The organism is Comamonas denitrificans (genome assembly GCF_017368815.1).
Classification (GTDB): domain Bacteria; phylum Pseudomonadota; class Gammaproteobacteria; order Burkholderiales; family Burkholderiaceae_C; genus Comamonas; species Comamonas denitrificans.
In genome coordinates, this window is sequence record NZ_JAFNME010000016.1 from 18,784 (window position 1) to 39,183 (window position 20,400).

Here is a 20,400-nt window from a genome sequence, read left to right on the forward strand (position 1 = left end):
GGCAGCCATCACTTTGTTCGGCACCTTGCGCAGCGGACGGGCCATTATCTGCCTGGGGGCCGCCCTAAAATTCAGCTTTTTCCAACAAGGTGGTGGGTGCGATGGAGTTTCATGCTTGGGTGGCTTTTTTAATGGCCAGTATTTTTATTACCCTGTCGCCCGGTTCGGGGGCCGTGCTGTCCATGAGCCATGGCCTGGCCTATGGCGTGCGCCAGACGACGGCAACCATCTTTGGGCTGCAGCTGGGCTTGATTCTTATCTTATTGATAGCGGGTGGCGGTGTTGGTGCGGTGCTTATCGCATCAGAACTTGCTTTTACCGTAGTCAAAGTGCTCGGGGCCTGCTATTTAATTTATCTGGGCTGGTGCCAGTGGCGCAGCGCGGGCAATGCGCTGGATGTGGCCCATCTGCAGGGCCAGGCGCACCTGCCTTGGCAGCGGCGGGTGTTGATGGGGTTTTTGACCAACGCCACCAACCCCAAAGGCATCATCTTCATGGTGGCCGTGCTGCCGCAATTCATTAGCCACAGCCACCCGCTGTGGGTGCAATTGGTGGTGATGGCCGCCACCATGATCGGCGTGGATGTGGTGGGCATGCACGGCTACGCCCTGGGGGCCAGCGCCTTGCGCCGCTGGATGCGCAGCGCCAGCGCCCAGCGTGGGCAGAACCGGGTGTTTGGCGGCCTGCTGATGCTGATCGGGGCCGGGCTGTTTTTTGTGCGCCGCCAGCCCGGTTAAAGACCAGTTAAAGACCGGCTAAAGGCCGCTTGCTCCCCCAAAGCCGTTTTGCCGCCAGGCTTCAAAAACAGTGACGGCCACCGCGTTCGATAAATTCAAACTGCGCTGCTCAGGGCACATGGGCAGGCGCAGGCGCTGCGCCGGTGGGAAAAAGCCCTCGCGAATCTCGACCGGCAAGCCCTTGGTTTCGCACCCAAAGATGAAGCAATCGCCCGGCTGAAACTGCAGCGCAAAAGCATTGCCGCTGCCGTGCGTGGTCAGGGCAAACATGCGCTGGGGATGGGGCTGCTCACTGGCCAAAAATGCCGACCAATCGGCATGGCGGCGCACGCGGGCGTACTCGTGGTAATCCAGCCCAGCGCGGCGCATGTGGCGGTCTTCCATGGAAAAGCCCAGCGGCTCAATCAGATGCAGATGGCAGCCCGTATTGGCCGCCAGGCGGATGATATTGCCCGTATTGGGCGGAATTTCGGGGTGAACCAGCACGATATGAAACATAGGGAGCGATTGTGCGCCTGTTCTTTACGGGTTTGGCACCGGCTCAACTGTTTGGCGTGCGCGCCACGGCCACAACCGCGACCTCTTGCACGCCTGCTGCTTGCAAAGCCAGGCACGCCGCCTGCAAGGTGGCCCCGGTGGTCAGCACATCATCGACCAGCAAAACGCGCTGGCCTTGGAGGACTGCTGGTGCGGGCACATGAAACGCTTGGCGCAAATTGCGCTGCCGCTGCGCCCGTGTCAGGCCGCGTTGGCTGGGGGCCTCTTGCTGGCGCTGTAAGGCCATGGGGTGGGATTTGGCCGGGGCCAGCAACGCGGTGAGTTGGGCGGCCTGGTTAAAGCCGCGCTGGCGCAACCGCTGGCGCGACAGGGGGATGGGCACCAGCACATCGGCCTGGGCCACGGCGGCGGCAATGGCCGCGTCAGCGCCCAGCCAGTGGGCAATGGGCCGGGCCAGCGCGGGCTGCTGGTGCAGTTTCCAGCGCGTGAGCAGATCGGCCCAGGGGTAGGCGTAATCCACCCACACATGGCACGCCTGCCACGGCGGCGGTTGGCGCAGGCAGGCACCGCAGCGCGGGCCGCTGTACCCCTGGGGCAGGGCCAAGCCGCAGCCGGTGCAGCGCGGTGGGGCCGATGGGCCATGGGGCGCAAACGTGGCCCAACACGCCGCGCACAGCGGCCCGCCTTGGGCCCAGGTATGGCAGGCCAAGCATTGTTGGGGCAGGCGGGCAGATAGCCACAGGGCGGCGCTTGAAAGCATGGAGCCAATATACTGCGCGGCGCTTGAGCCTTGCCCTGACCATGTCTGACTTTCTTCCCCCCACCATCGACCCCATTGCCGCGCAACGCTGGCAGCAGGCGGCCCCCCCTGTGGCCCCCTGGCTGCACGAAGAAGTGGGGCGGCGCATGCAAGAGCGGCTGCAGTGGATGGCTGCGCCGCCCGCCGTCTGGTGCCATTGGCACGCCTTGCGCGGCGGGGTGCAGACCCACGATTTAATCGCCCAGCGCTACCCGCAAGCGCAGTGCTATGTGGTGGAAGAGACCGCCGCCGCCCAGCAAGCGGCCCAGGCCCGCTGGGCCAGCCCCTGGTGGCAGCCCTGGCGTGCGGGCAAGCTGCAGGTGGCCATGCCGCCGGAGCTGGGGGCCAACATGCTCTGGGCCAATATGCTGCTGCACACGCAGGCCAACCCTTTGGCGCTGCTGCGCCGCTGGCATGCGGCCGTGGCGGTGGATGGCTTTGTCATGTTCTCGTGCCTGGGGCCGCAGACGGTGCAGACCTTGCACCAGCTGTACGCCGCCCTGGGCTGGCCCCCCGCAGGGCACAGCTTTACCGATATGCATGACTGGGGCGATATGCTGATCCAAACCGGTTTTGCCGAGCCGGTGATGGACATGGAAACCATCACCCTGAGCTTTGCCACCCCCGAGCGCCTGCTGCAAGAGCTGCGCGAGCTGGGGCGCAATCTGCACCCCCAGCGCTTTGCCGGCTTGCGGGGCCCACAATGGCGCGATCGGCTTTTGCACGCTATAGACCAGCACCTGCGCCTGCCCGATGGGGCGTTGGGAATCAGCTTTGAAATTGTGTATGGTCATGCCTTCAAGGCGGCACCACGCAGCGCCCGCCAATGGAAAAAAAATCGCGCCGATCTGCGTTAGTGCGCGAGGGAGAGAAAAATGATGCACCGTCGTCAATGGGCCTTGAGCGCCGCCGCCATCGCCGGTTTGAGTTTGCTCGGTTGCGATAGCCAAAGCAGCCTGCCGGTTGAAGGCATGGATTTAACCGGGGCCGAGCATGGCAAAGACTTTGCGCTGTTCGATGCCCAAGGGCAGCAGCGCTCGGTCAAAGACTTTGCCGGCAACGTTGTTGTGGTGTTTTTTGGCTATACCCAGTGCCCCGATGTCTGCCCGACCACGCTGCAAGAGCTGGTCGAAGCCAAAGCCCTGCTGGGCCCCCTGGGGGAACGCTTAAAAGGCGTTTTCATCACCGTGGACCCTGAGCGCGATACGCCCGAGGTGTTGCAGGCCTACACCCAAGCCTTCTCCCCCGACTTTGTCGGGCTGAGCGGCACCCCCGACCAAATTGCCGAAGTGGCCCGCAGCTTTAAGGTGTTTTATAAAAAAGTGCCCGGCAGCACCCCCAACAGCTACACCATCGACCACTCTGCCGGCATGTACATGTACGACACCCAAGGCCAGCTGCGCGTGTACCACCGCTACGGCCAAGGGGCGCAGGCCCTGGCCACGGATGCCAAGCTGCTGCTGGGCTTGGCCGATAAATAAAAAAGCACTTTGCGCTTGAAAAGGCTTGTTTAAAAGATTGCTTATCTTTTAAACGCCCGTATTTAAAGCGCAAACAGCTATTGTTTTTAATTTTCTCGGCCAATTTCGGGCCAGCGCTGGTGCAGCACCATCCACGACACCAGCCCCACCAGCATCAACCCCAGTGAAGCGGTGGCCAAGGCAATGGCCGAGTGCATCACCAGCGGGGCCACCAAGCCAGCCACCAGCCCATTGGCCGTGGAGCCCACCACGGCCTGCAGCGACGAAGCCATGCCCCGGCGCTCGGGGAACAAGTCCAGCAGCTGCAAGGTCACCACCGGCACCATCAGCGCCCAGCCAAAGGAATAAATCGCAATCGGCAGCATGGCCCACAGCGCATGCGCGGGAAAGAGCAGGTTGGCCGTCAAGTTGATCAGAGAAATCACCAGCATGATCAGCAGGCCATGGCGCACTTGCTTTTTAGGCACCATCTTGCCCGCCAAGCGGCCACTGGCCCAGGCACCGCCCATGATGCCGCCGATGTTCAGCACAAACAGCCAGAAGAACTGGGTGGGCTGCAGTTGCAGCAACTCCCCCAAAAATGCCGGGGCCGAGAGCACGTACAAAAACATGCCGTTAAACGGTATGCCACTGGCCAGGGCCAAAAGCAAAAAGCGCGGATCGGTACACAGCTGCCAATAGCCGCGCATCAGGTGGGGGATGCTGAATGGCTGGCGCTGGCTGGCGTGCAGCGACTCGGGCAGCATTTTGAAATTCACCGCCCACAGCGCTAAACCAATGGCGGTGAGCAGCCAAAAAATACTGTGCCAACCCAGGCTGACGAATAGCCAGCCGCCCATAATCGGTGCAATGGCCGGGGCCAGGCCAAAGAAGATGGTGATTTGGCTCATCACCTTTTGCGCCTGGGTGGGGGGGAATATGTCACGCACAATCGCCCGTGAAACGACCACCCCGGCTCCGCACGACAGGCCCTGCATGGCGCGAAAAACGATCAGCTGGGTGACGTTTTGTGCCAATGCGCAGCCCAGGCTGGCCAAGGTAAAAGCCATCAAGCCCCACAAAATCACGGGGCGGCGGCCAAAGCTGTCGGCCAGTGCCCCGTGAAACAAGTTCATAAAAGCAAAGCCGAATAAATACGCCGACAGCGTTTGCTGCATGTGCACGGGCGAAGCATTCAGCGAGCTGGCAATGCCTGAGAACGCGGGCAGGTAGGTGTCAATCGAGAACGGCCCCAGCATGCCCAACACGGCCAGCAAAATAGCCAGTGTCCAGCGCGGGCCGCGCCACAGGGTTTCAGCGTGGGGGTGCATAAGACGGGTCAAGAACCAAGTAAAGCGCTTGATTATTGCCCTGCGGCAATAAAAGCGTGGATCTCAGTGTTTTCCCTGGGTTGGTGCTGGTCTGGCAGGCCGCCCAGGGGCTGGCCAAATCCACTAGAGCCGCCCCGTAGAATCTGCGCCCATGCATATTCATATTTTGGGCATTTGCGGCACCTTTATGGGTGGCGTTGCTGCGCTGGCCCGCGAAGCAGGACATAAGGTGACGGGGTGTGATGCCGGGGTGTATCCACCCATGAGCGATCAATTGCGGGCCTTGGGGATTGAGTTGATCGAGGGCTACGACGCTGGCCAAGTGCAGCTGCAGCCCGATATGTTTGTGGTGGGCAACGTAGTGAGCCGGGCTCGCTTGGCCGATGGCTCGCCCAAATTTCCGCTGATGGAGGCGATTCTTGACCAAGGCCTGCCGTACACCAGCGGCCCCCAGTGGCTGGCAGAGCATGTGCTGCAAGGCCGCCATGTGCTGGCGGTTGCGGGCACCCATGGCAAAACCACCACCACATCCATGCTGGCGTGGATTTTGGAGTCGGCAGGATTGACACCAGGATTTTTAGTCGGCGGTGTGCCGCTCAATTTCGGTGTTTCCGCGCGGCTGGGGGATGTGGCACCCGGGCAGCAACGCCCCTTGTTTGTGATTGAGGCGGACGAGTACGACACCGCTTTTTTCGACAAACGCAGCAAGTTTGTGCACTACCGCCCCCGCACGGCGGTGCTGAACAACCTGGAGTTTGACCACGCCGACATCTTTCCCGATTTGGCGGCCATTGAGCGGCAGTTTCAACACCTGCTGCGCACCGTGCCCGCCTCTGGGCGCGTGGTCAGCAACGGTCTGGAAGAGGCCCTGGCCCGCGTCTTGCACCAAGGCTGTTGGAGCCAGGTGCGCAGCTTTGGCAGTGCCGTCAGCGACTTTACGGCCCAGGGCCCGCACCACGCTTTTGCCGTGTTGCATGCCGGCCAGGTGGTGGGGCAGGTGCAATGGGGCTTGAGTGGTGAGCACAACCAGCTCAATGCCCTGGCGGCCATTGCGGCGGCAGAGCATGTGGGCGTGCCTCCCGCCACAGCCTGTGCCGCCTTGGCGGACTTTCAAAATGTGCGCCGTCGGATGGAGTTGCGTGGCACGGTGGCTGGTATTGCGCTGTACGACGATTTTGCCCACCACCCCACCGCCATTCGGACAACCTTGGATGGGCTGCGCCAGCAAATTGGCCAGCAAAAGCGCATCTTGGCGGTCTTTGAGCCGCGCAGCAACACCATGAAGCTGGGCACCATGAAGGCCCAGCTGCCCTGGGCCTTGAAAGAGGCTGATCTGGCCTTTTGCCACACGGCGGGGCTGGATTGGGATGCGGCCCAGGCGCTGGAGCCTTTGGGGGCCGCTGGGCTGACGGCCGACAATATCCCCACCTTGGTGCAGCAAGTGATGGCGGCTGTGCAACCCAACGACACCATCGTGTGCATGAGCAATGGTGGTTTTGGTGGTGTGCATACGCAGTTGCTGGCTGCGTTGGCTGAAAAATTTTCAGCCCAGTAAATCCACATTGAGGGGAAAAGCACTTGCCACGTACCGTGCATAGTGCATACCCTCAACCCCTTGCCATGGTCCATGGCGCAAGCGGGCCAAGCATTTTGGGGAGTGATGGTGGGGATTAAAAAAATAAAACAAACAGCGGTGCAGACAACGGGGCTGTTGTGGGGGTTGATTGGCGCTTGCCTGTTGATTGTCTTGGGCAGTTTTTGGCTTTACCACAGTGAGCAAAAAACCTTGGGTGCCAAACTGGATTACTTGTGGGTTTTTCCGGTGTTTGGCTTGCTGCTCTTGTGTGTAGCGCTCTACTTAGTGCAGCGCAGCATGCGCCAAGGTCTGCGCCTGGCGTTGAAAGACCTGACCGATCATTTGCCCGTGGTGGTGTACCGCTACCAATTGCTGCCGGGGCATCGGCCGCACATGCTCTACATCAGCGAAGCGGTAGAGCGCTTGACCGGCAGCACAGCCCAAGCGGTGATGGATAATCCGCAAATTTTTTTTCAACGCATTCATCCTGACGATTTATCTGAATTTATTGCAGCCGATCAAAAATCCTGGGAAACCAAAACGGATTTTTCTTTGGAATTTCGATTTTATACGTCAGATAATTCACTGCATTGGCTTTATGCGAATTCTTCCCCTTTTGAATTATCAAATGGAAAAGTCGTGTACCACGGCTTCATTGAAGATATTACCGAGCGTAAATTAGCCGATGCCCGTATCAAAAAAAGTGAATCGCTGTTGCAGCAAATTTTTGATACTTCAACCGCTGGCATTTTTTTGGTGAATCAAGATGGCAACATCGTTCTTGCCAATAAGCGCATGGCAGAAATGTTTGGCCGCACAGTCCGTGGCATGGTAGGAACTCCTTATGTAAGCTTGGTGGCCCCTGAAGAGCGGGCCATTAGCCATCAAAAAATGTTGGCTTTACTAGCAAGTGATATTGATAATGTTGATCTGGAACGCTTGTATTGGCGTGAGGATGGCAGCCAGTTTTGGGGCAATTTAAGCGGCCGCCGGTTTCACGATACCCAAGGGCAAGACAAAGGTTTGCTGGGTGTTATTTTGGATATCACCACGCGCAAACAAGCGGAGCAAGAAGCCAGTACCTTGGCTTTTTATGATCCCTTAACTGGTTTACCCAATCGCCGTCTATTGCGCGATCGGTTGCAGCAGGGGATGGCCAGCTCCGCCCGCAAGGGGACTTACGGCGCGTTAATTTTTCTCGATTTAGACAACTTTAAGACACTCAATGACACCCTGGGGCACGATGTAGGGGATGAGCTATTGGTCACCGTGGCGCAACGCTTGCAGGACTGTGTGCGCGAGGAAGATACGGTGGCCCGGCTGGGTGGGGATGAATTTATTGTGTTGCTCAATCATTTGGATACCGATGAATCGACGGCGGTTCATTTGGCGAAGAATATTGCAGAAAAAATAAATAAAAATTTAAATCCATTTTATAAGTTTAATAAAAACACCATTCGAATTACCCCCAGTTTGGGGGTGGCGCTGTTTTTTGGTCATGAGATATCGGCTGATGAATTATTGAAGCGTGCTGATTTGGCAATGTACCAAGCGAAAGAAGCTGGGCGCAATACCACGCGCTTTTTTGATCCGAAAATGCAGGATAAAATCAATGCCCATGCAAAAATGGAAAGAGGGCTGTATTCAGCGCTAGAAAATCAAGAATTTACGCTGTTTTACCAGCCGCAGGTGGATGCTTATGGGCGCTGCATTGGGGTGGAGGCCTTGCTGCGCTGGCAGCATCCTACGCAGGGTTTGATTCCACCGGGTAAATTTATTCCTATTGCAGAGGCTACCGGACAAATTTTAGAGATTGGTCGCAGGGTATTTTTGCAGGCGTGTCAGCAGCAGGTGTTGTGGCAGCAGTCAGAAAGCAAGGCGCAGTTAGAAATCGCGGTCAATGTGAGTGCGCGGCAATTTCATGATAATAATTTTGTGACCGAAATTCAGCAATGCCTCCAAGAAACAGGTGCCAATCCCGAAAGAATTTTGCTGGAACTGACCGAAAGCATTTTGTTGCAAGATATTAATGAGGTGATTGGAAAAATACGAGCTTTGCAGAAATTGGGCTTGCAATTCTCGCTGGATGACTTTGGCACTGGATATTCATCGCTGGCGTATTTAAAACGCCTGCCATTAACCCAGTTGAAAATCGACCAATCGTTTGTGCGCGATATTTTGACGGACAAGAACGATCGGACCATTTGTCGCTCGGTCATTGCCTTGGGCCGGAGCATGGGGTTGCGGGTCTTGGCCGAAGGGGTGGAGACCCAGGCCCATTGGCAGTTGCTGCGCGCGGATGGCTGTGAGGAAGCCCAAGGCTATTGGTTTGCCAAGCCTTTGCCGCTGCCGGAGTTGGAGCAGTGGCTGGCACAGCACGCGTTTTAAGCGGGCCGGGCGTGCCAGCCTCAATAAAAAAAACCGCCCATGGGGGCGGTGGCAGGCGGAGGGCAATGCTTGCACCATTGCGCCTGAGGGCTTATTCGGTAGGCAAAAAGCCTGGTACGGACAAGTAGCGCTCGCCCGTGTCGTAGGCAAAGCCCAGCACCCGGCTGCCGGCTGGTAACTCCGGCAATTTTTGGGCAATGGCGGCCAGCGTGGCACCCGAGGAAATTCCGACCAACAACCCCTCTTGCGCGGCGGCGCGGCGGGCGTATTCGCGGGCGGCTTCGGCCTCCACTTGGATGGTGCCGTCCAGCAGGCTGGTGTCCAGGTTCTTGGGGATAAAGCCTGCGCCCAGACCTTGAATGGCATGGGGGCCTGGAGCACCGCCAGAAATCACCGCCGATTCTTTGGGCTCGACCGCAAACACTTTGAGCTGGGGAAACTTGGCCTTGAGCACGCGGGCCACGCCGGTCAGGTGCCCGCCTGTGCCCACGCCGGTAATCAGCGCGTCCAGCCCATCGGGAAAATCGGCCAGCACTTCTTGTGCGGTGGTGCTGGCGTGGATGTCGGCGTTGGCCGGGTTGTCAAATTGCTGGGGAATCCAGGCATTGGGCACTTGTGCGGCCAATTCTTCAGCGCGGGCGATGGCACCTTTCATGCCTTTTTCTTTGGGGGTGAGGTCAAACGATGCCCCGTAGGCCAGCATCAGGCGGCGGCGTTCGATGCTCATGCTGTCGGGCATCACCAAAATCAGTTTGTAGCCTTTGACCGCCGCCACCAGGGCCAGGCCCACGCCGGTATTGCCACTGGTCGGCTCGATGATGGTGCCGCCGGGCTTGAGCACTCCGGATTTTTCTGCCGCCTCGACCATCGCCAAAGCGATCCGGTCTTTGATGGAGCCGCCAGGATTGCCGCGCTCGGACTTGATCCAGACCTGGGCATTGGCACCCAGGATGCGGTTGATGCGAATGGCGGGGGTGTTGCCAATGGTTTGCAGAATGTTGTCAGCTTTCATGGGGGCTCCAAAGAAGGGGGCAAAGTCAATGGTGCGCATTGTGGCGCAGTCATTCCTCTTGGCAACCATATGAATATGCTTTGCGTGGATAAAGCCAAGCGGTTTCCCAACGATAATCCCGCCTGTGAAGCCCACCAGACCGCCGCCGGTGCAAGTGCTGAAAAGCCGCACTGGAGGAACGTCCGGACTGCACAGGGCAGCGTAGCAGCTAACGGCTGTCCACCGTGAGGTGAGGATCAGAGCAACAGAGACGAGTTCGAGCGTAGAAGTGTCCATCATGGGTGTTCTGCGGTTCGCTGACGCAAGTCGGCGCGGCTGGCGCAAGCCAGACGGTGACGGGCGATTAGCCCGGCACGACGCAGCCACCTCGGGCGCTTCGCGCCCGAGGTGAAACGGGCAATCTCTACGCGCAGCAACACCAAGTAGGCACACGCTGACGGGGCCCCCGGAGTGTGCGGGTAGGTGGCATCGAGCCGGTGGGGCGACCCCCGGCCCAGAGTAATGGCGGTCACGTTTGGGCAACCAAGCGCACAGAATCCGGCTTATCGGTGGGCTTCACATTTTTACTGACGGCTGAAGCACAGGTGACTGCCCAGGCAGCTTTTGTGCCTGGGTTGGGCAAATAATCCTCCCATGCGAGCCCAATACGATATTTACCCTGCCCGCGCGCCAGCGCCTTTGCTGGATGCCGCCACCTTGCTTTTGGTGCGCAGCACCCCCTCCCAAGGATGGGAGCTGCTGATGACGCGCCGCTCTGCCCAAGCCAGCTTTGTGCCTGGCGGCTACGTGTTCCCCGGCGGTGGGCTGGAGGCGCAGGATGCGCAAGAGGGCCTGCCCGTGCTGACCCGTCCGGCCATGCCTGCGGCCCAGCGCCAGGCGGCCATTGCCGCGGTGCGGGAAACGTTTGAAGAGATGGGCCTGCTGCTGGCCGTGCATGCCGATGGCCGCCCGGCCACCCAGGCCGATGTGGATGCGCTGGACCGCCGTGCTGCCCTGTGGCCCCAACTGCTGGCCCGGGGCCTGCAACTGGACTTGCGCGGGGTGTGGCTGCTGGCCCATTGGACGGCGGACCCGTGCGTGCCCAAACGCTTTGCGGTGCCCTTTTTTATCGCTCTGGCCCCGCAGGGGCAAATGGCTGTGGCCGATGAGAGCGAACAGTTCGAGCCGGTCTGGGTCGCGCCCCAGCAAGCGCTGCAGCAGCATGCGGATGGGCACATGCCCATGATTTATCCCACCTTGCGCACCTTGGAGCGCTTGGCGGCCTACCCCGAGACGGCAGCGCTGCTGGCGGCCGTGCAAACGGGCCCGCTGTGGCGCAGCATGCCGCGTTCGGGCCGTCTGGGGGGCAAGGAATACCGCTGCATGGAAAACGAAGCGGCCTATGGCGAGCTGGCCTTGCTCTGCCCCGATGGGCAAGCGCAGCATGTGCTGGACTGGCAATCGACGCAGGTGGTGGCGCTGCGCAAAAACGTGCTGCGCCTGACTGCTCCGAATGAGGGCGTGATGACCGGCCCGGGCACCAACAGCTACCTGATCGGTGAAGCGGCCACCGGTTTTATCGCCATTGATCCCGGGCCCAGCGATGCCCAGCACATTGAGCGGCTGTTGGTGGCCGCAGGCGCAGATATTCGCGCCATTGTGTGTACCCATTCGCACCCCGACCATGCCCCAGGGGCGTGGTTGCTGCAGGCCCTGTGCGAGGAGAAAACCGGGGTCAAACCCAGGGTGTACGGCCTGCCCAGCGGGCCGGGAGCCCCGGCGCACAGCCACTTCGTGCCCGATCAAGTTTTGCAAAATAAAGAGCTGCTTACGCTTGCTGGTAAAGGCGAAAATGCCAAAATAACCCATACTTTACAAGCCTTGCACACCCCGGGCCATGCCAGCAACCATCTGTGCTTGCTGTTGGTTGAAGATGGCCTGCTCTTTACGGGGGATCACATCCTCAATGGCAGCACCACCATCATCAATCCGCCCGATGGCAATATGGCCCAGTACCTGCAAAGCCTGGCGTATTTGGATGCGGTGTGTGCTGAGCACCAGGTGCAGTTCCTCCTGCCGGCCCATGGCTACGTGCTGGGCCAGGCGCGGCAGGTGATTGCCCAGCTTACGGCCCACCGTTTGGCCCGCGAGGCCAAAGTATTGGCCGCCATGCGCCAAGTGCCCCACGGCACGCCGACCGACTGGGTGGCGCTGGCCTACGCCGACACGCCCCAGGCCTTATGGCCGCTGGCACAAAGAAGCTTGCTGGCCCATGCAGAGCGCATTGAGGCACTGGGATTGCTTTAATCTTCGGTCATGACAGAAAAAACCTTCCCCGAAAACACGCCCCCGGATGCGGGCGAACGCTTGGCCAAGCGCTTGGCCCGGCAACTCAATTGCTCACGCCGGGAGGCGGAGCTGTACATTGAAAACGGTGCCGTATTGGTCGATGGAGCCGTGGTCGAGGTGCTCTCAACGCGGGTACACCCTGGGCAGACGGTGGCGGTGGCGCCGGGGGCCCGGGCCGAGCCTGTGCCCCCCGTCACCTTGCTGTTGCATAAACCGGCAGGGTTTACGGTTGGCGATGGGCAGCCCAGTGCCTGGGATTTGCTCACCCCCGAGCGTTGGCAGCAAGGCAACACCCCCGCGCCGCTGAAAATGTTGAGCAAGCATTTTCAAAACCAAGAGCCCCTGCTCACCATCCCGATTCCGGCCAGCGGGCTCACCGTGCTGACGCAAGATGGCCGCATTCGGCGCAAGCTGACGGAAGATGCCCTGTTCATGGAGCAAGAATGCATTGCCCAGGTGCAAGGGCGCATCGCGCCAGAGGGCCTGCAGCGCCTGTGCGACGGCACCGCCATTGCTGGCAAGCGCTTGCCGCGTATCAAGGTCAGCTGGCAAAGCGAGGGGCATTTGCGCTTTGCCCTGCAAGGAATTTTTCCGCACGAAATCGAGGCCATGTGCGCCGGTGTGGGCTTGGAACTGGTGGGTTTAAAACGCCTGCGCATTGGGCGCATTGCCCTGGCTGGGCTGGCCGAGGGCCATTGGCGCTATTTGCAGCCCTGGGAACGGTTTTAAGTTCAGCCAAGTGGTGGATTGGCCATAATCACGCCGAATCCGTATTGCCTGGTATTGCCTTGTATCGCCCTTTCTCCCCTTTATTTTTTGCCCATGCACGCCAACGAATCCCCCGTTTTTGACGATCAACAGGTGGCCGACTACCTGCTGCGCCACCCCACTTTTTTTGAACACCATGCCGAGTTACTGACCCGCGTGCAATTGCGCAGCGCCCATGGCCCGCAAGCGGTCAGTTTGCAAGAGCGCCAGGCCGAGTTGCTGCGCGAAAAAATCCGCAACCTCGAAGGCCGGGTGGCCGAAATGGTGCGCCACAGCAGCGAAAACGCCAGCATCGCCCACAAAATCCACCGCTGGAGCTGCGCCCTGGCCGGGGTGCCCGACGCCCGCTCCTTGCCCCATGTGATCAGCGAAGGCTTGCAAAAAGAGTTTGACGTGCCCCAGGTGGCCGTGCGCATGTGGCAGGTGGCCGGGCCGTTTATGGGCCTGCCGTTTACCTTGGGGGTGAGTGACGATGCGAAAGCCTTTGCCTCCTCGCTGACCATGCCGTTTTGCGGGCCCAATTTGGGCTTTGAGCCCACCACCTGGTTGCCCCGGCCTGACGAGGTGCAATCCCTGGCACTGCTGACCTTGCGCGAAGGCCCCAACGACAGCCAAACCCCGGCCTTTGGCCTGCTGGTGCTGGGCTCGCCCGACCCACTGCGCTTTGATGCCACCATGGGCACCGACTTTTTATCGCACATCGCCGAGCAGGCCAGCGCCGCCCTGGGCCGGCTGCGCGGTGGTGTCGGTGGCAACGCCTGACCTCCCCGCAGACTTGGCCACAGCGCCCGCATCGGCCCAGCCTGTGCAGGCGGCACCGGTAGCTTCTGCAGCACCTGCAGATGCCGCCTTGGTTGCCGCCTACCTGCAGCATGTGGCGCTGGAAAAACGCCTCGCACCCCGCACCGTCGCCTTGTATGCCCACGGGCTGCAGCGCTTATTGGCCCTGGGGCAAGCGCTTGCCGTGCCGCTGTGTGCCTTGCAGCCGCAGCACATCCGCCGCAGCGTGGCCCAGTGGCACAGCCAAGGGGGCAGCAGCGCCAGCATCGCTTTGGGCCTGTCGTGCTGGCGGGGGTTTTTTCACTGGCTGGCGGGGCAGCACCGGGTGCAGCGCAACCCGGTACAAGGCATTCGCCCGCCCAAGGCCGCGCAGCGCTTGCCCAAGGCCTTGCCGGTGGATGCGGCGGTGCAACTGGCGGCATTTGCAGGCGAAACTTCCAGCAGCCCCTGGCAAGAAGCGCGCGCCGCAGCGCTGACCGAGCTGCTCTACAGCAGCGGCTTGCGCGTGAGTGAACTGGTCGGGCTGGATGCCCAGCCCAGTGCGCAGGCCCTGGGCTGGGTGGATGAAGCGTCCGCCCTGGTGCATGTGCTGGGCAAAGGCGGCAAGCGCCGCAGCGTGCCGGTGGGCCCGCCCGCACTGGCGGCCCTGCGGCAGTGGCTGGCGCTGCGGGCGCAGCCCTTTGGGCCGCAGTGGCAGGAGCCGGCCTTGTTCGTGGGCGTGCGCGGGCGGCGCATCAGTGCGGCCCAGGTGTGGCACAGCGTGCGCCAGCGCAGCCAGCAGGCGGGGCTGGCGCAGCCGGTGCATCCGCACATGCTGCGACACTCGTTTGCCAGCCATGTGCTGCAATCGAGCGGCGATTTGCGGGCCGTGCAAGAGCTGCTGGGCCACAGCAGCATCCGCACCACGCAAGTCTATACACGCCTGGATTTTCAGCATTTGGCACAGGTGTACGATCAGGCCCACCCTCGGGCGCACCGGGGGCCAGCGGGCGCTGCGCCGCTGGCGGCCGCCAGCACCGAAGTGCAGGAGCCGTGACAGAAATTTTTTAAAAGGAGCTGTTTCCGTTGTATTGATAAGGTATTTTTGTATAAAAGATACTTTAACTCTTATTTAACAGGCGCAAATAGCTATTATTTTTTTCCGCTATGCCTGCGCAGGTACAGCGGTTTTACGTTTGGTCAGTCGTTCTTGAAGGTACTTTTATGGCTTTGATCCCCACCACCATCCTGACGGGCTTTTTGGGCGCAGGCAAAACCACGCTGCTCAAACGCATCCTGAGCGAAGCCCACGGCATGAAGATTGCCGTTATTGAAAATGAATTTGGCGAAGAAAACATCGACACCGATATTTTGCGCACCGAATCCAAAGAACAAATCCTGCAGATGAGCAACGGCTGCATCTGCTGCACCATCCGCGAAGACCTGCGCGAAACCCTGCAACTGCTGGCGGCCAAGCGGCGCAAAGGGCTGGTCGATTTTGAGCGCATTGTGATTGAAACCACGGGCCTAGCCGACCCCGGCCCGGTGGTGCAAACCTTTTTTATGGACGATGAGATTGCCGAGACCTACCTGGTCGATTCCATCCTCACCGTGGTCGATGCCAAACACGCCCCGCAGCAGCTCGATGAGCGCCAGGAAGCGCGTCGCCAGGTGGGTTTTGCCGACCAAATCTTTTTAAGCAAAACCGACTTAATCAGCGCCGAAGAAAAAGATGCGCTCATCCACCGCCTAAAGCACATGAATCCGCGTGCGCCCATTGAAGCGGTGCATTTTGGCCAAGTCGATTTAAAACAGGTGCTCGATCTGCGCGGCTTTAATCTGAACGCCAAACTCGAAGTCGATCCCGATTTTTTGCAGGACGACGACCACAGCCACTGCGACCATGACCACGGCCACTGTTCGCATGGCCATGACCACCACCACGACCATGAGCATGGCGAGCACTGCCACCACCCGCACCACCATCACCACGATGACGATGTGAAAAGCTTTGTGTACCGTGCCACCCGCCCATTCAATCCGGCCAAGCTGGAAGACTTTTTGGGTGCGATTGTGAACATCTACGGCCCGCGCATGCTGCGCTACAAGGGCGTGCTGGACATGCAAGGCACCAGCCGCAAAGTGATCTTTCAAGGCGTACACCAGCTGATGGGCAGCGATTTGGGCCCCGAATGGGCTGCCGATGAAAAGCGCGAAAGCCGCATGGTATTCATCGGTATTGACCTGCCGCAAGACATCCTGCGCCAAGGCCTGGACCAAACCCTGAGCTAGCCCGGTGGGCCGACGCGGCACATGGTCACCCTAGGGTGATCCCTAGGAGATCAAGCCTTGCCCGTGTGCTGGTGTGCGATATAAAGCCAGCCTTGCAATAGAGGTCGATACAATCGCGCCCCGCAAGCGCTGGCCTAGCGCATAGGCCAAAGCACCTCTTTGCCGGCCCCGCCCGCCAAGAGTGTGTTTCCCCTCAACCCCGGCAGCTGCCAAGCTGCCATTGTTGCGATTCAGAACATCATGATTACGACCACTGCAGCGACCAAACGCGATCCCAAGCTGGCCAATAACTGGAAAAGCAAACCTGTTGAGGAATTGAGCGATGCCGAAATCATCGCCATGCCCGAGAGCGAATACATGAATGACACCCAGCTGGCGTACTTTCGCCTGAAGCTGGTCAAGCTCAAGCAAGATATGCACGCCAACGCCGGTGAAACCGCAGAAAACCTGCGCGAAGACACCGTGGTGGTGCCCGACCCGGCCGACCGTGCCACGATCGAAGAAGAGCACGCCCTGGAGCTGCGCACCCGCGACCGCGAGCGCAAGCTGCTGAAAAAAATTGAGCAATCGATTGCCAGCATCGACGCGGGTGAATACGGCTATTGCGATGAAACCGGCGAGCCCATTGGCGTGCCGCGTCTGCTGGCCCGTCCAACCGCAACTTTGTCGCTGGAAGCGCAGCAGCGACGCGAATTGAAACAGAAAATGTTTGGTGATTGAGCGTTAAGCAGGCTGGCAAGCGGCTAGGATGTTTGGCATGGTGACACAGGCAAACAAACCCACTGGACTGCTTTCAAAAGTGATCGGCTTGGTGCGCGGCAAGGACGATGCCAGCCCTGGCGAAAGCACCTTGTCCCCAGACAGCCGCCAAGAGCTGCGTGACCTCGTGGCGCGCAAGCGCCGCAACCTGGCGGTGCGCCACCAAGAATTTGCCCAGCTGCGCCAGTTGCGCCAAGCGGGCGTGACGGCGGAAAACCTGCCCTCGCCCGTCTCCAGCCAGCTGTCTTCGCAAGCTTTGGGGTATGAGCAGGGGGCGCTGAAAAGCACGCAAACCTTGCGCAAGATTGATGTGATTGAGGCTCAAATGTCCCGCCAATGGTGGGGCGACAAAGCCGGTGCAAGCTCAAAAATCGCTGATTCTGTGCAGGAGGGCGCGTCTTTGCGGGCGGCGCAAGCGGCCGCTGGGGTCCCTCCAGGGACTGCGTCTGCGCCTGCGTCTGCTCCACCGATTCAGCCCGCACAGGAGCGTTGCGCAGTGGAGTTTGTTCCCCATGCCGATCTGGAAGAGCCTGCCATTTTGTTTGCCCACGGCGATGCGCAGGCCGCACGCACGCATCTGCTGGAGCAGCTTTCTCAATCCTTAAGCAACCCTGCGGCAGAGCCTGAAACGGTGGCCCGGCTGTGGCACGCTGTCTTGGATTTGTGCCGTGCGACGGGGGATGAAGCAACCTTCGAACCCTTGGCGATTGATTACGCCGCCCATTTTGGCAAATCGGCCCCCTTGTGGACTTCGCTGCCTGGGCAGCTGGGCTTGGCCCCTTTGCTGGATGGTGCCATGCACAGCGCCGCTGCCACGCCTGCTGGGCGCAAGGGGCCGTGGCAAAGCCCGGCGGCGGTGACCACCAGCACGGTGGCCGCCTTGAACGCCACCGTCAGCCGCGCGCTGCCGCCGTGGTGCATGTCCTGGCAACGCCTGCACACGGTGGATGAAGCGGCCTTGCCCCATTTGACGGCCTTGCTGCAGTGCTGGGCCGATGCCCCTGGCGACTACGCCTGGTCGTACGCCGGGACATTGCTGCAATTGCTGCAGCGCCATACCGTGGTTGAAGACAAGCAGGCCAACCCCCAGTGGTGGATGCTGCGCCTGGCGGTGCTGCGCTTTTTGCACCGGATGGAGGAATACGATGAGGTGGCGCTGGAGTACTGCATCACCTACGAGGTTTCACCGCCGTCGTGGGTGCCGCCCTTGCACCAGTGCCTGGTTGAACTGGAGGGCGATTTAGACCCCAGCACCGTGCTCGATTCGTTGGAGCAGCAGACCCGCCAGCCAGGTTCCACCGCCGCCGCCACTACCGCGATGACCCCGGTGAAGGGCGAGGGCTTGTGGGGAATTTTGGATGGCGATATTGACGCGCAATTGAACGCCGTGAGCGCCAAGCTGGTGCCCGGCCAGCCCTTGGAAGTCGATTGCAGCTTGCTGGTGCGGCTGGATTTTGTCGCCGCCGGCAGCTTGCTCAACTGGGCAGCCCAGGCCCAAAGCCAAGGGGTTGCGCTGCGTTTTACCCATTTGCACCACTTGGTGGCGGCCTTCATGACCGTGCTGGGGGTGCAAGAGCACGCCAAGCTGTACCTGAGCCCGGTATAAATTTTTGTTTTTCTCCAGACAAACCCCCTTGTAATTGGGGGCAGCGGTGCCACTTGTTGGCGCTATGGAACAATTTCACGGCACCACCATCATCAGCGTACGGCGGCAAACGCCGCAGGGCCTAGAAGTCGCCATCGGCGGCGACGGGCAAGTCACCCTGGGGCACATCGTTGTCAAAGGCAGCGCCCGCAAAGTGCGCAAGCTCTACCACGGCAAGGTTCTGGCCGGTTTTGCCGGCGCCACCGCCGATGCGTTTACCCTGTTTGAACGCTTTGAAGCCAAGCTGGAAAAGCACCAGGGCCACCTCATGCGCGCGGCCATCGAGCTGACCAAAGACTGGCGCACCGACCGCGTGCTGCGCAAACTGGAGGCCATGCTGGCCGTAGCCGATCACTCGGCCTCGCTCATCATCACCGGCAATGGCGACGTGCTGGAGCCCGAGCAGGGCATTGTCGCCATTGGCTCGGGCGGGGCGTATGCGCACTCAGCGGCCAAAGCGCTTTTGAACAATACCGAGCTGGGGGCCGAGGCCATCGTAAAAAAATCGCTCGAAATTGCCGGCGAGCTGTGCATTTACACCAACATGCACCACACCATTGAAACCCTGCCTGTCCAGGCGGATTCTTAAAAATAAGAGCTGTTTACGCTTGCTACATAAGCGTAAATGACCATTTGAATGGATAAAACATGTCGTCCATGACTCCCCAAGAAATTGTCAGTGAACTCGATCGCCACATCGTTGGGCAAACCGGTGCCAAGCGGGCCGTGGCCATTGCCCTGCGCAACCGCTGGCGCCGCCAGCAGGTCGATGAGGCGCTGCGCCCGGAGATTACGCCGAAAAATATTTTGATGATTGGCCCCACCGGCGTAGGCAAAACCGAAATTGCCCGCCGCTTGGCGCGGCTGGCCGATGCGCCCTTCATCAAAATTGAAGCCACCAAGTTCACCGAGGTGGGCTATGTGGGCAAGGATGTGGATGCCATCATCCGTGACTTGGCCGAAGTGGCGGTGAAACAGGCCCGCGAAGCGGACATGAAAAAGCAGCGCATGCGCGCCGAAGACGCGGCCGAAGAGCGGGTGCTGGAGGTGCTGCTGCCCTCGGCCCGCACGCACGGCGATACCCCGGCCACCGACAACGCCACGCGCCAAGTTTTTCGTAAAAAATTGCGCGAGGGGCAGCTCGATGACAAGGAAATCGAAATCGACCTGCTCGATGCCCGCCCCCAGGTAGAAATCATGGGCCCCCAGGGCATGGAGGAAATGGCCGAACAGCTGCGCGGCATGTTCAGTCACATGGGCGCAGAGCGGCGCAAAACCCGCAAACTCAAGATCAAGGAGGCGCTCAAGCTCTTGGTCGATGAAGAGGCGGCCAAGCTGGTGAACGAAGAAGAGCTCAGAGCCCGCGCCCTGCACAATTTGGAGCAAAACGGCATCGTCTTTTTGGACGAAATCGACAAAGTCGCCTCGCGCCAAGACAGCGGCGGGGCCGAAGTCTCCCGCCAGGGCGTGCAGCGCGATTTGCTGCCGCTGGTCGAGGGCACCACGGTGAATACCAAATACGGCATGGTGAAAACCGACCATATTTTGTTCATCGCCTCGGGGGCGTTTCACCTGTCCAAGCCCAGCGATTTGATTCCTGAGCTGCAAGGGCGTTTTCCGATTCGCGTCGAACTCGACAGCCTGTCGGTGCAAGACTTTGAGGCTATCCTCACCCAAACCCACGCCAGCTTGACCAAGCAATACCAGGCCCTGCTGGCCACCGAAGGTGTCACGCTGGAGTTCACCCCCGAGGGCATCACCCGCCTGGCGCACACCGCGTTTACGGTGAACGAGCGCACCGAAAACATTGGCGCGCGCCGTTTATCGACGGTGATGGAGCGGCTGCTGGACGAGGTCAGCTTTGATGCGGTCAAGCACCAGGGCCAGACCATTGTGATTGATGCCGCTTACGTCGATGCCCGGCTGGAGCAGCTGAGCAAAGATGAAGATTTGTCACGCTACATCTTGTAAAGTCCCGCAGCGCGGTGGCCCTGGGCCGGTCGCTTAAAATCTTTCCCCTCTGGCGGCACTGGTCCCAGAGGGTTTTC

General features: G+C 60.2%; 18 protein-coding genes and 1 other RNA gene. 15 read left to right on the forward strand and 4 right to left on the reverse strand.

The features are described from left to right. Positions 1 to 101 precede the first annotated feature (101 nt). Entirely contained in the window at positions 102 to 737 is a 636-nt protein-coding gene (locus J1777_RS08525; RefSeq protein ID WP_207575330.1) for a LysE family transporter, read from the forward strand. Between the two features lie 18 nt (positions 738 to 755). Here the strand turns inward: J1777_RS08525 and trmL are convergent, their stop codons facing one another. Both trmL and J1777_RS08535 read right to left on the reverse strand, forming a co-directional pair. Continuing rightward, a complete protein-coding gene (gene trmL, locus J1777_RS08530) occupies positions 756 to 1,235 on the reverse strand; it encodes a tRNA (uridine(34)/cytosine(34)/5-carboxymethylaminomethyluridine(34)-2'-O)-methyltransferase TrmL (RefSeq protein ID WP_207575331.1) in 480 nt (159 codons plus the stop codon). A gap of 43 nt (positions 1,236 to 1,278) precedes the next feature. Then, on the reverse strand, positions 1,279 to 1,995 hold the full coding sequence (locus J1777_RS08535; RefSeq protein WP_207575332.1) for a ComF family protein: 717 nt from the start codon (positions 1,993 to 1,995) through the stop codon (positions 1,279 to 1,281). A gap of 41 nt (positions 1,996 to 2,036) precedes the next feature. Here J1777_RS08535 and J1777_RS08540 point away from each other — a divergent pair, with 41 nt between their 5' ends. Both J1777_RS08540 and J1777_RS08545 read left to right on the forward strand, forming a co-directional pair. After that, the gene (locus J1777_RS08540; protein ID WP_207575333.1) at positions 2,037 to 2,891 is read left to right on the forward strand and encodes a biotin synthase; all 855 of its coding nucleotides are present in this window, start codon (positions 2,037 to 2,039) and stop codon (positions 2,889 to 2,891) included. Positions 2,892 to 2,909: 18 nt separating this feature from the next. Further along, positions 2,910 to 3,515, forward strand: coding sequence for an SCO family protein (locus J1777_RS08545; protein WP_242700461.1), 606 nt, complete (start codon positions 2,910 to 2,912; stop codon positions 3,513 to 3,515). An 86-nt stretch (positions 3,516 to 3,601) separates the two neighbouring features. Here J1777_RS08545 and J1777_RS08550 read toward each other — a convergent pair whose 3' ends face one another. Further along, on the reverse strand, positions 3,602 to 4,825 hold the full coding sequence (locus J1777_RS08550; protein ID WP_207575334.1) for a multidrug effflux MFS transporter: 1,224 nt from the start codon (positions 4,823 to 4,825) through the stop codon (positions 3,602 to 3,604). A gap of 151 nt (positions 4,826 to 4,976) precedes the next feature. Between J1777_RS08550 and mpl the strand changes: the two genes are divergently transcribed. Then, complete coding sequence (mpl, locus tag J1777_RS08555; RefSeq protein WP_207575335.1) at positions 4,977 to 6,380, forward strand: UDP-N-acetylmuramate:L-alanyl-gamma-D-glutamyl-meso-diaminopimelate ligase; 1,404 nt, start codon at positions 4,977 to 4,979, stop codon at positions 6,378 to 6,380. A 72-nt stretch (positions 6,381 to 6,452) separates the two neighbouring features. Next, entirely contained in the window at positions 6,453 to 8,789 is a 2,337-nt protein-coding gene (locus J1777_RS08560) for a bifunctional diguanylate cyclase/phosphodiesterase (RefSeq protein WP_207575336.1), read from the forward strand. 91 nt (positions 8,790 to 8,880) lie between these two features. Here the strand turns inward: J1777_RS08560 and cysK are convergent, their stop codons facing one another. Continuing rightward, positions 8,881 to 9,801, reverse strand: a complete 921-nt coding sequence (cysK, locus tag J1777_RS08565) for a cysteine synthase A (protein ID WP_207575337.1) — start codon at positions 9,799 to 9,801, stop codon at positions 8,881 to 8,883. Between the two features lie 126 nt (positions 9,802 to 9,927). On the opposite strand from cysK, the gene rnpB reads away from it, so the two are divergent. The 10 genes from rnpB (at position 9,928) to hslU (ending at position 20,323) form a co-directional block, all read left to right on the forward strand. Beyond that, positions 9,928 to 10,362: RNase P RNA component class A (gene rnpB, locus J1777_RS08570), an RNA gene on the forward strand. Between the two features lie 72 nt (positions 10,363 to 10,434). Then, a complete protein-coding gene (locus J1777_RS08575) occupies positions 10,435 to 12,087 on the forward strand; it encodes an MBL fold metallo-hydrolase (RefSeq protein WP_207575338.1) in 1,653 nt (550 codons plus the stop codon). A 9-nt stretch (positions 12,088 to 12,096) separates the two neighbouring features. Continuing rightward, entirely contained in the window at positions 12,097 to 12,858 is a 762-nt protein-coding gene (locus tag J1777_RS08580) for a pseudouridine synthase (protein ID WP_207575339.1), read from the forward strand. A 93-nt stretch (positions 12,859 to 12,951) separates the two neighbouring features. Further along, entirely contained in the window at positions 12,952 to 13,659 is a 708-nt protein-coding gene (locus J1777_RS08585; RefSeq protein ID WP_207575340.1) for a DUF484 family protein, read from the forward strand. Positions 13,660 to 13,702: 43 nt separating this feature from the next. Then, on the forward strand, positions 13,703 to 14,713 hold the full coding sequence (locus J1777_RS08590; RefSeq protein WP_341352951.1) for a tyrosine recombinase XerC: 1,011 nt from the start codon (positions 13,703 to 13,705) through the stop codon (positions 14,711 to 14,713). A gap of 167 nt (positions 14,714 to 14,880) precedes the next feature. After that, positions 14,881 to 15,948 carry a CobW family GTP-binding protein gene (locus J1777_RS08595; RefSeq protein ID WP_207575342.1) on the forward strand — a complete coding sequence of 356 codons (1,068 nt, stop codon included), beginning with the start codon at positions 14,881 to 14,883 and terminating at the stop codon, positions 15,946 to 15,948. Positions 15,949 to 16,188: 240 nt separating this feature from the next. After that, complete coding sequence (gene dksA, locus J1777_RS08600) at positions 16,189 to 16,668, forward strand: RNA polymerase-binding protein DksA (protein WP_207575343.1); 480 nt, start codon at positions 16,189 to 16,191, stop codon at positions 16,666 to 16,668. A gap of 37 nt (positions 16,669 to 16,705) precedes the next feature. Continuing rightward, positions 16,706 to 18,313, forward strand: coding sequence for an STAS domain-containing protein (locus J1777_RS08605; RefSeq protein WP_207575344.1), 1,608 nt, complete (start codon positions 16,706 to 16,708; stop codon positions 18,311 to 18,313). 64 nt (positions 18,314 to 18,377) lie between these two features. Next, on the forward strand, positions 18,378 to 18,941 hold the full coding sequence (gene hslV / locus J1777_RS08610; protein WP_207575345.1) for an ATP-dependent protease subunit HslV: 564 nt from the start codon (positions 18,378 to 18,380) through the stop codon (positions 18,939 to 18,941). A 59-nt stretch (positions 18,942 to 19,000) separates the two neighbouring features. Next, positions 19,001 to 20,323, forward strand: coding sequence for an ATP-dependent protease ATPase subunit HslU (gene hslU, locus J1777_RS08615; RefSeq protein WP_207575346.1), 1,323 nt, complete (start codon positions 19,001 to 19,003; stop codon positions 20,321 to 20,323). Positions 20,324 to 20,400: the final 77 nt, after the last annotated feature.

What these genes read in the sequence shown, in the direction of transcription:
- J1777_RS08575 (WP_207575338.1), top strand. Translation starts at nt 10,435, where the DNA reads ATGCGAGCCCAATACGATATTTACCCTGCCCGCGCGCCAGCGCCTTTG.
- J1777_RS08525 (WP_207575330.1), top strand. Translation starts at nt 102, where the DNA reads ATGGAGTTTCATGCTTGGGTGGCTTTTTTAATGGCCAGTATTTTTATT.
- J1777_RS08595 (WP_207575342.1), top strand. Translation starts at nt 14,881, where the DNA reads ATGGCTTTGATCCCCACCACCATCCTGACGGGCTTTTTGGGCGCAGGC.
- J1777_RS08550 (WP_207575334.1), bottom strand. Translation starts at nt 4,825, where the DNA reads ATGCACCCCCACGCTGAAACCCTGTGGCGCGGCCCGCGCTGGACACTG.
- J1777_RS08605 (WP_207575344.1), top strand. Translation starts at nt 16,706, where the DNA reads ATGGTGACACAGGCAAACAAACCCACTGGACTGCTTTCAAAAGTGATC.
- J1777_RS08540 (WP_207575333.1), top strand. Translation starts at nt 2,037, where the DNA reads ATGTCTGACTTTCTTCCCCCCACCATCGACCCCATTGCCGCGCAACGC.
- J1777_RS08545 (WP_242700461.1), top strand. Translation starts at nt 2,910, where the DNA reads ATGATGCACCGTCGTCAATGGGCCTTGAGCGCCGCCGCCATCGCCGGT.
- cysK (WP_207575337.1), bottom strand. Translation starts at nt 9,801, where the DNA reads ATGAAAGCTGACAACATTCTGCAAACCATTGGCAACACCCCCGCCATT.
- hslU (WP_207575346.1), top strand. Translation starts at nt 19,001, where the DNA reads ATGTCGTCCATGACTCCCCAAGAAATTGTCAGTGAACTCGATCGCCAC.
- J1777_RS08580 (WP_207575339.1), top strand. Translation starts at nt 12,097, where the DNA reads ATGACAGAAAAAACCTTCCCCGAAAACACGCCCCCGGATGCGGGCGAA.
- trmL (WP_207575331.1), bottom strand. Translation starts at nt 1,235, where the DNA reads ATGTTTCATATCGTGCTGGTTCACCCCGAAATTCCGCCCAATACGGGC.
- J1777_RS08585 (WP_207575340.1), top strand. Translation starts at nt 12,952, where the DNA reads ATGCACGCCAACGAATCCCCCGTTTTTGACGATCAACAGGTGGCCGAC.
- hslV (WP_207575345.1), top strand. Translation starts at nt 18,378, where the DNA reads ATGGAACAATTTCACGGCACCACCATCATCAGCGTACGGCGGCAAACG.
- mpl (WP_207575335.1), top strand. Translation starts at nt 4,977, where the DNA reads ATGCATATTCATATTTTGGGCATTTGCGGCACCTTTATGGGTGGCGTT.
- J1777_RS08535 (WP_207575332.1), bottom strand. Translation starts at nt 1,995, where the DNA reads ATGCTTTCAAGCGCCGCCCTGTGGCTATCTGCCCGCCTGCCCCAACAA.
- dksA (WP_207575343.1), top strand. Translation starts at nt 16,189, where the DNA reads ATGATTACGACCACTGCAGCGACCAAACGCGATCCCAAGCTGGCCAAT.
- J1777_RS08560 (WP_207575336.1), top strand. Translation starts at nt 6,453, where the DNA reads ATGGCGCAAGCGGGCCAAGCATTTTGGGGAGTGATGGTGGGGATTAAA.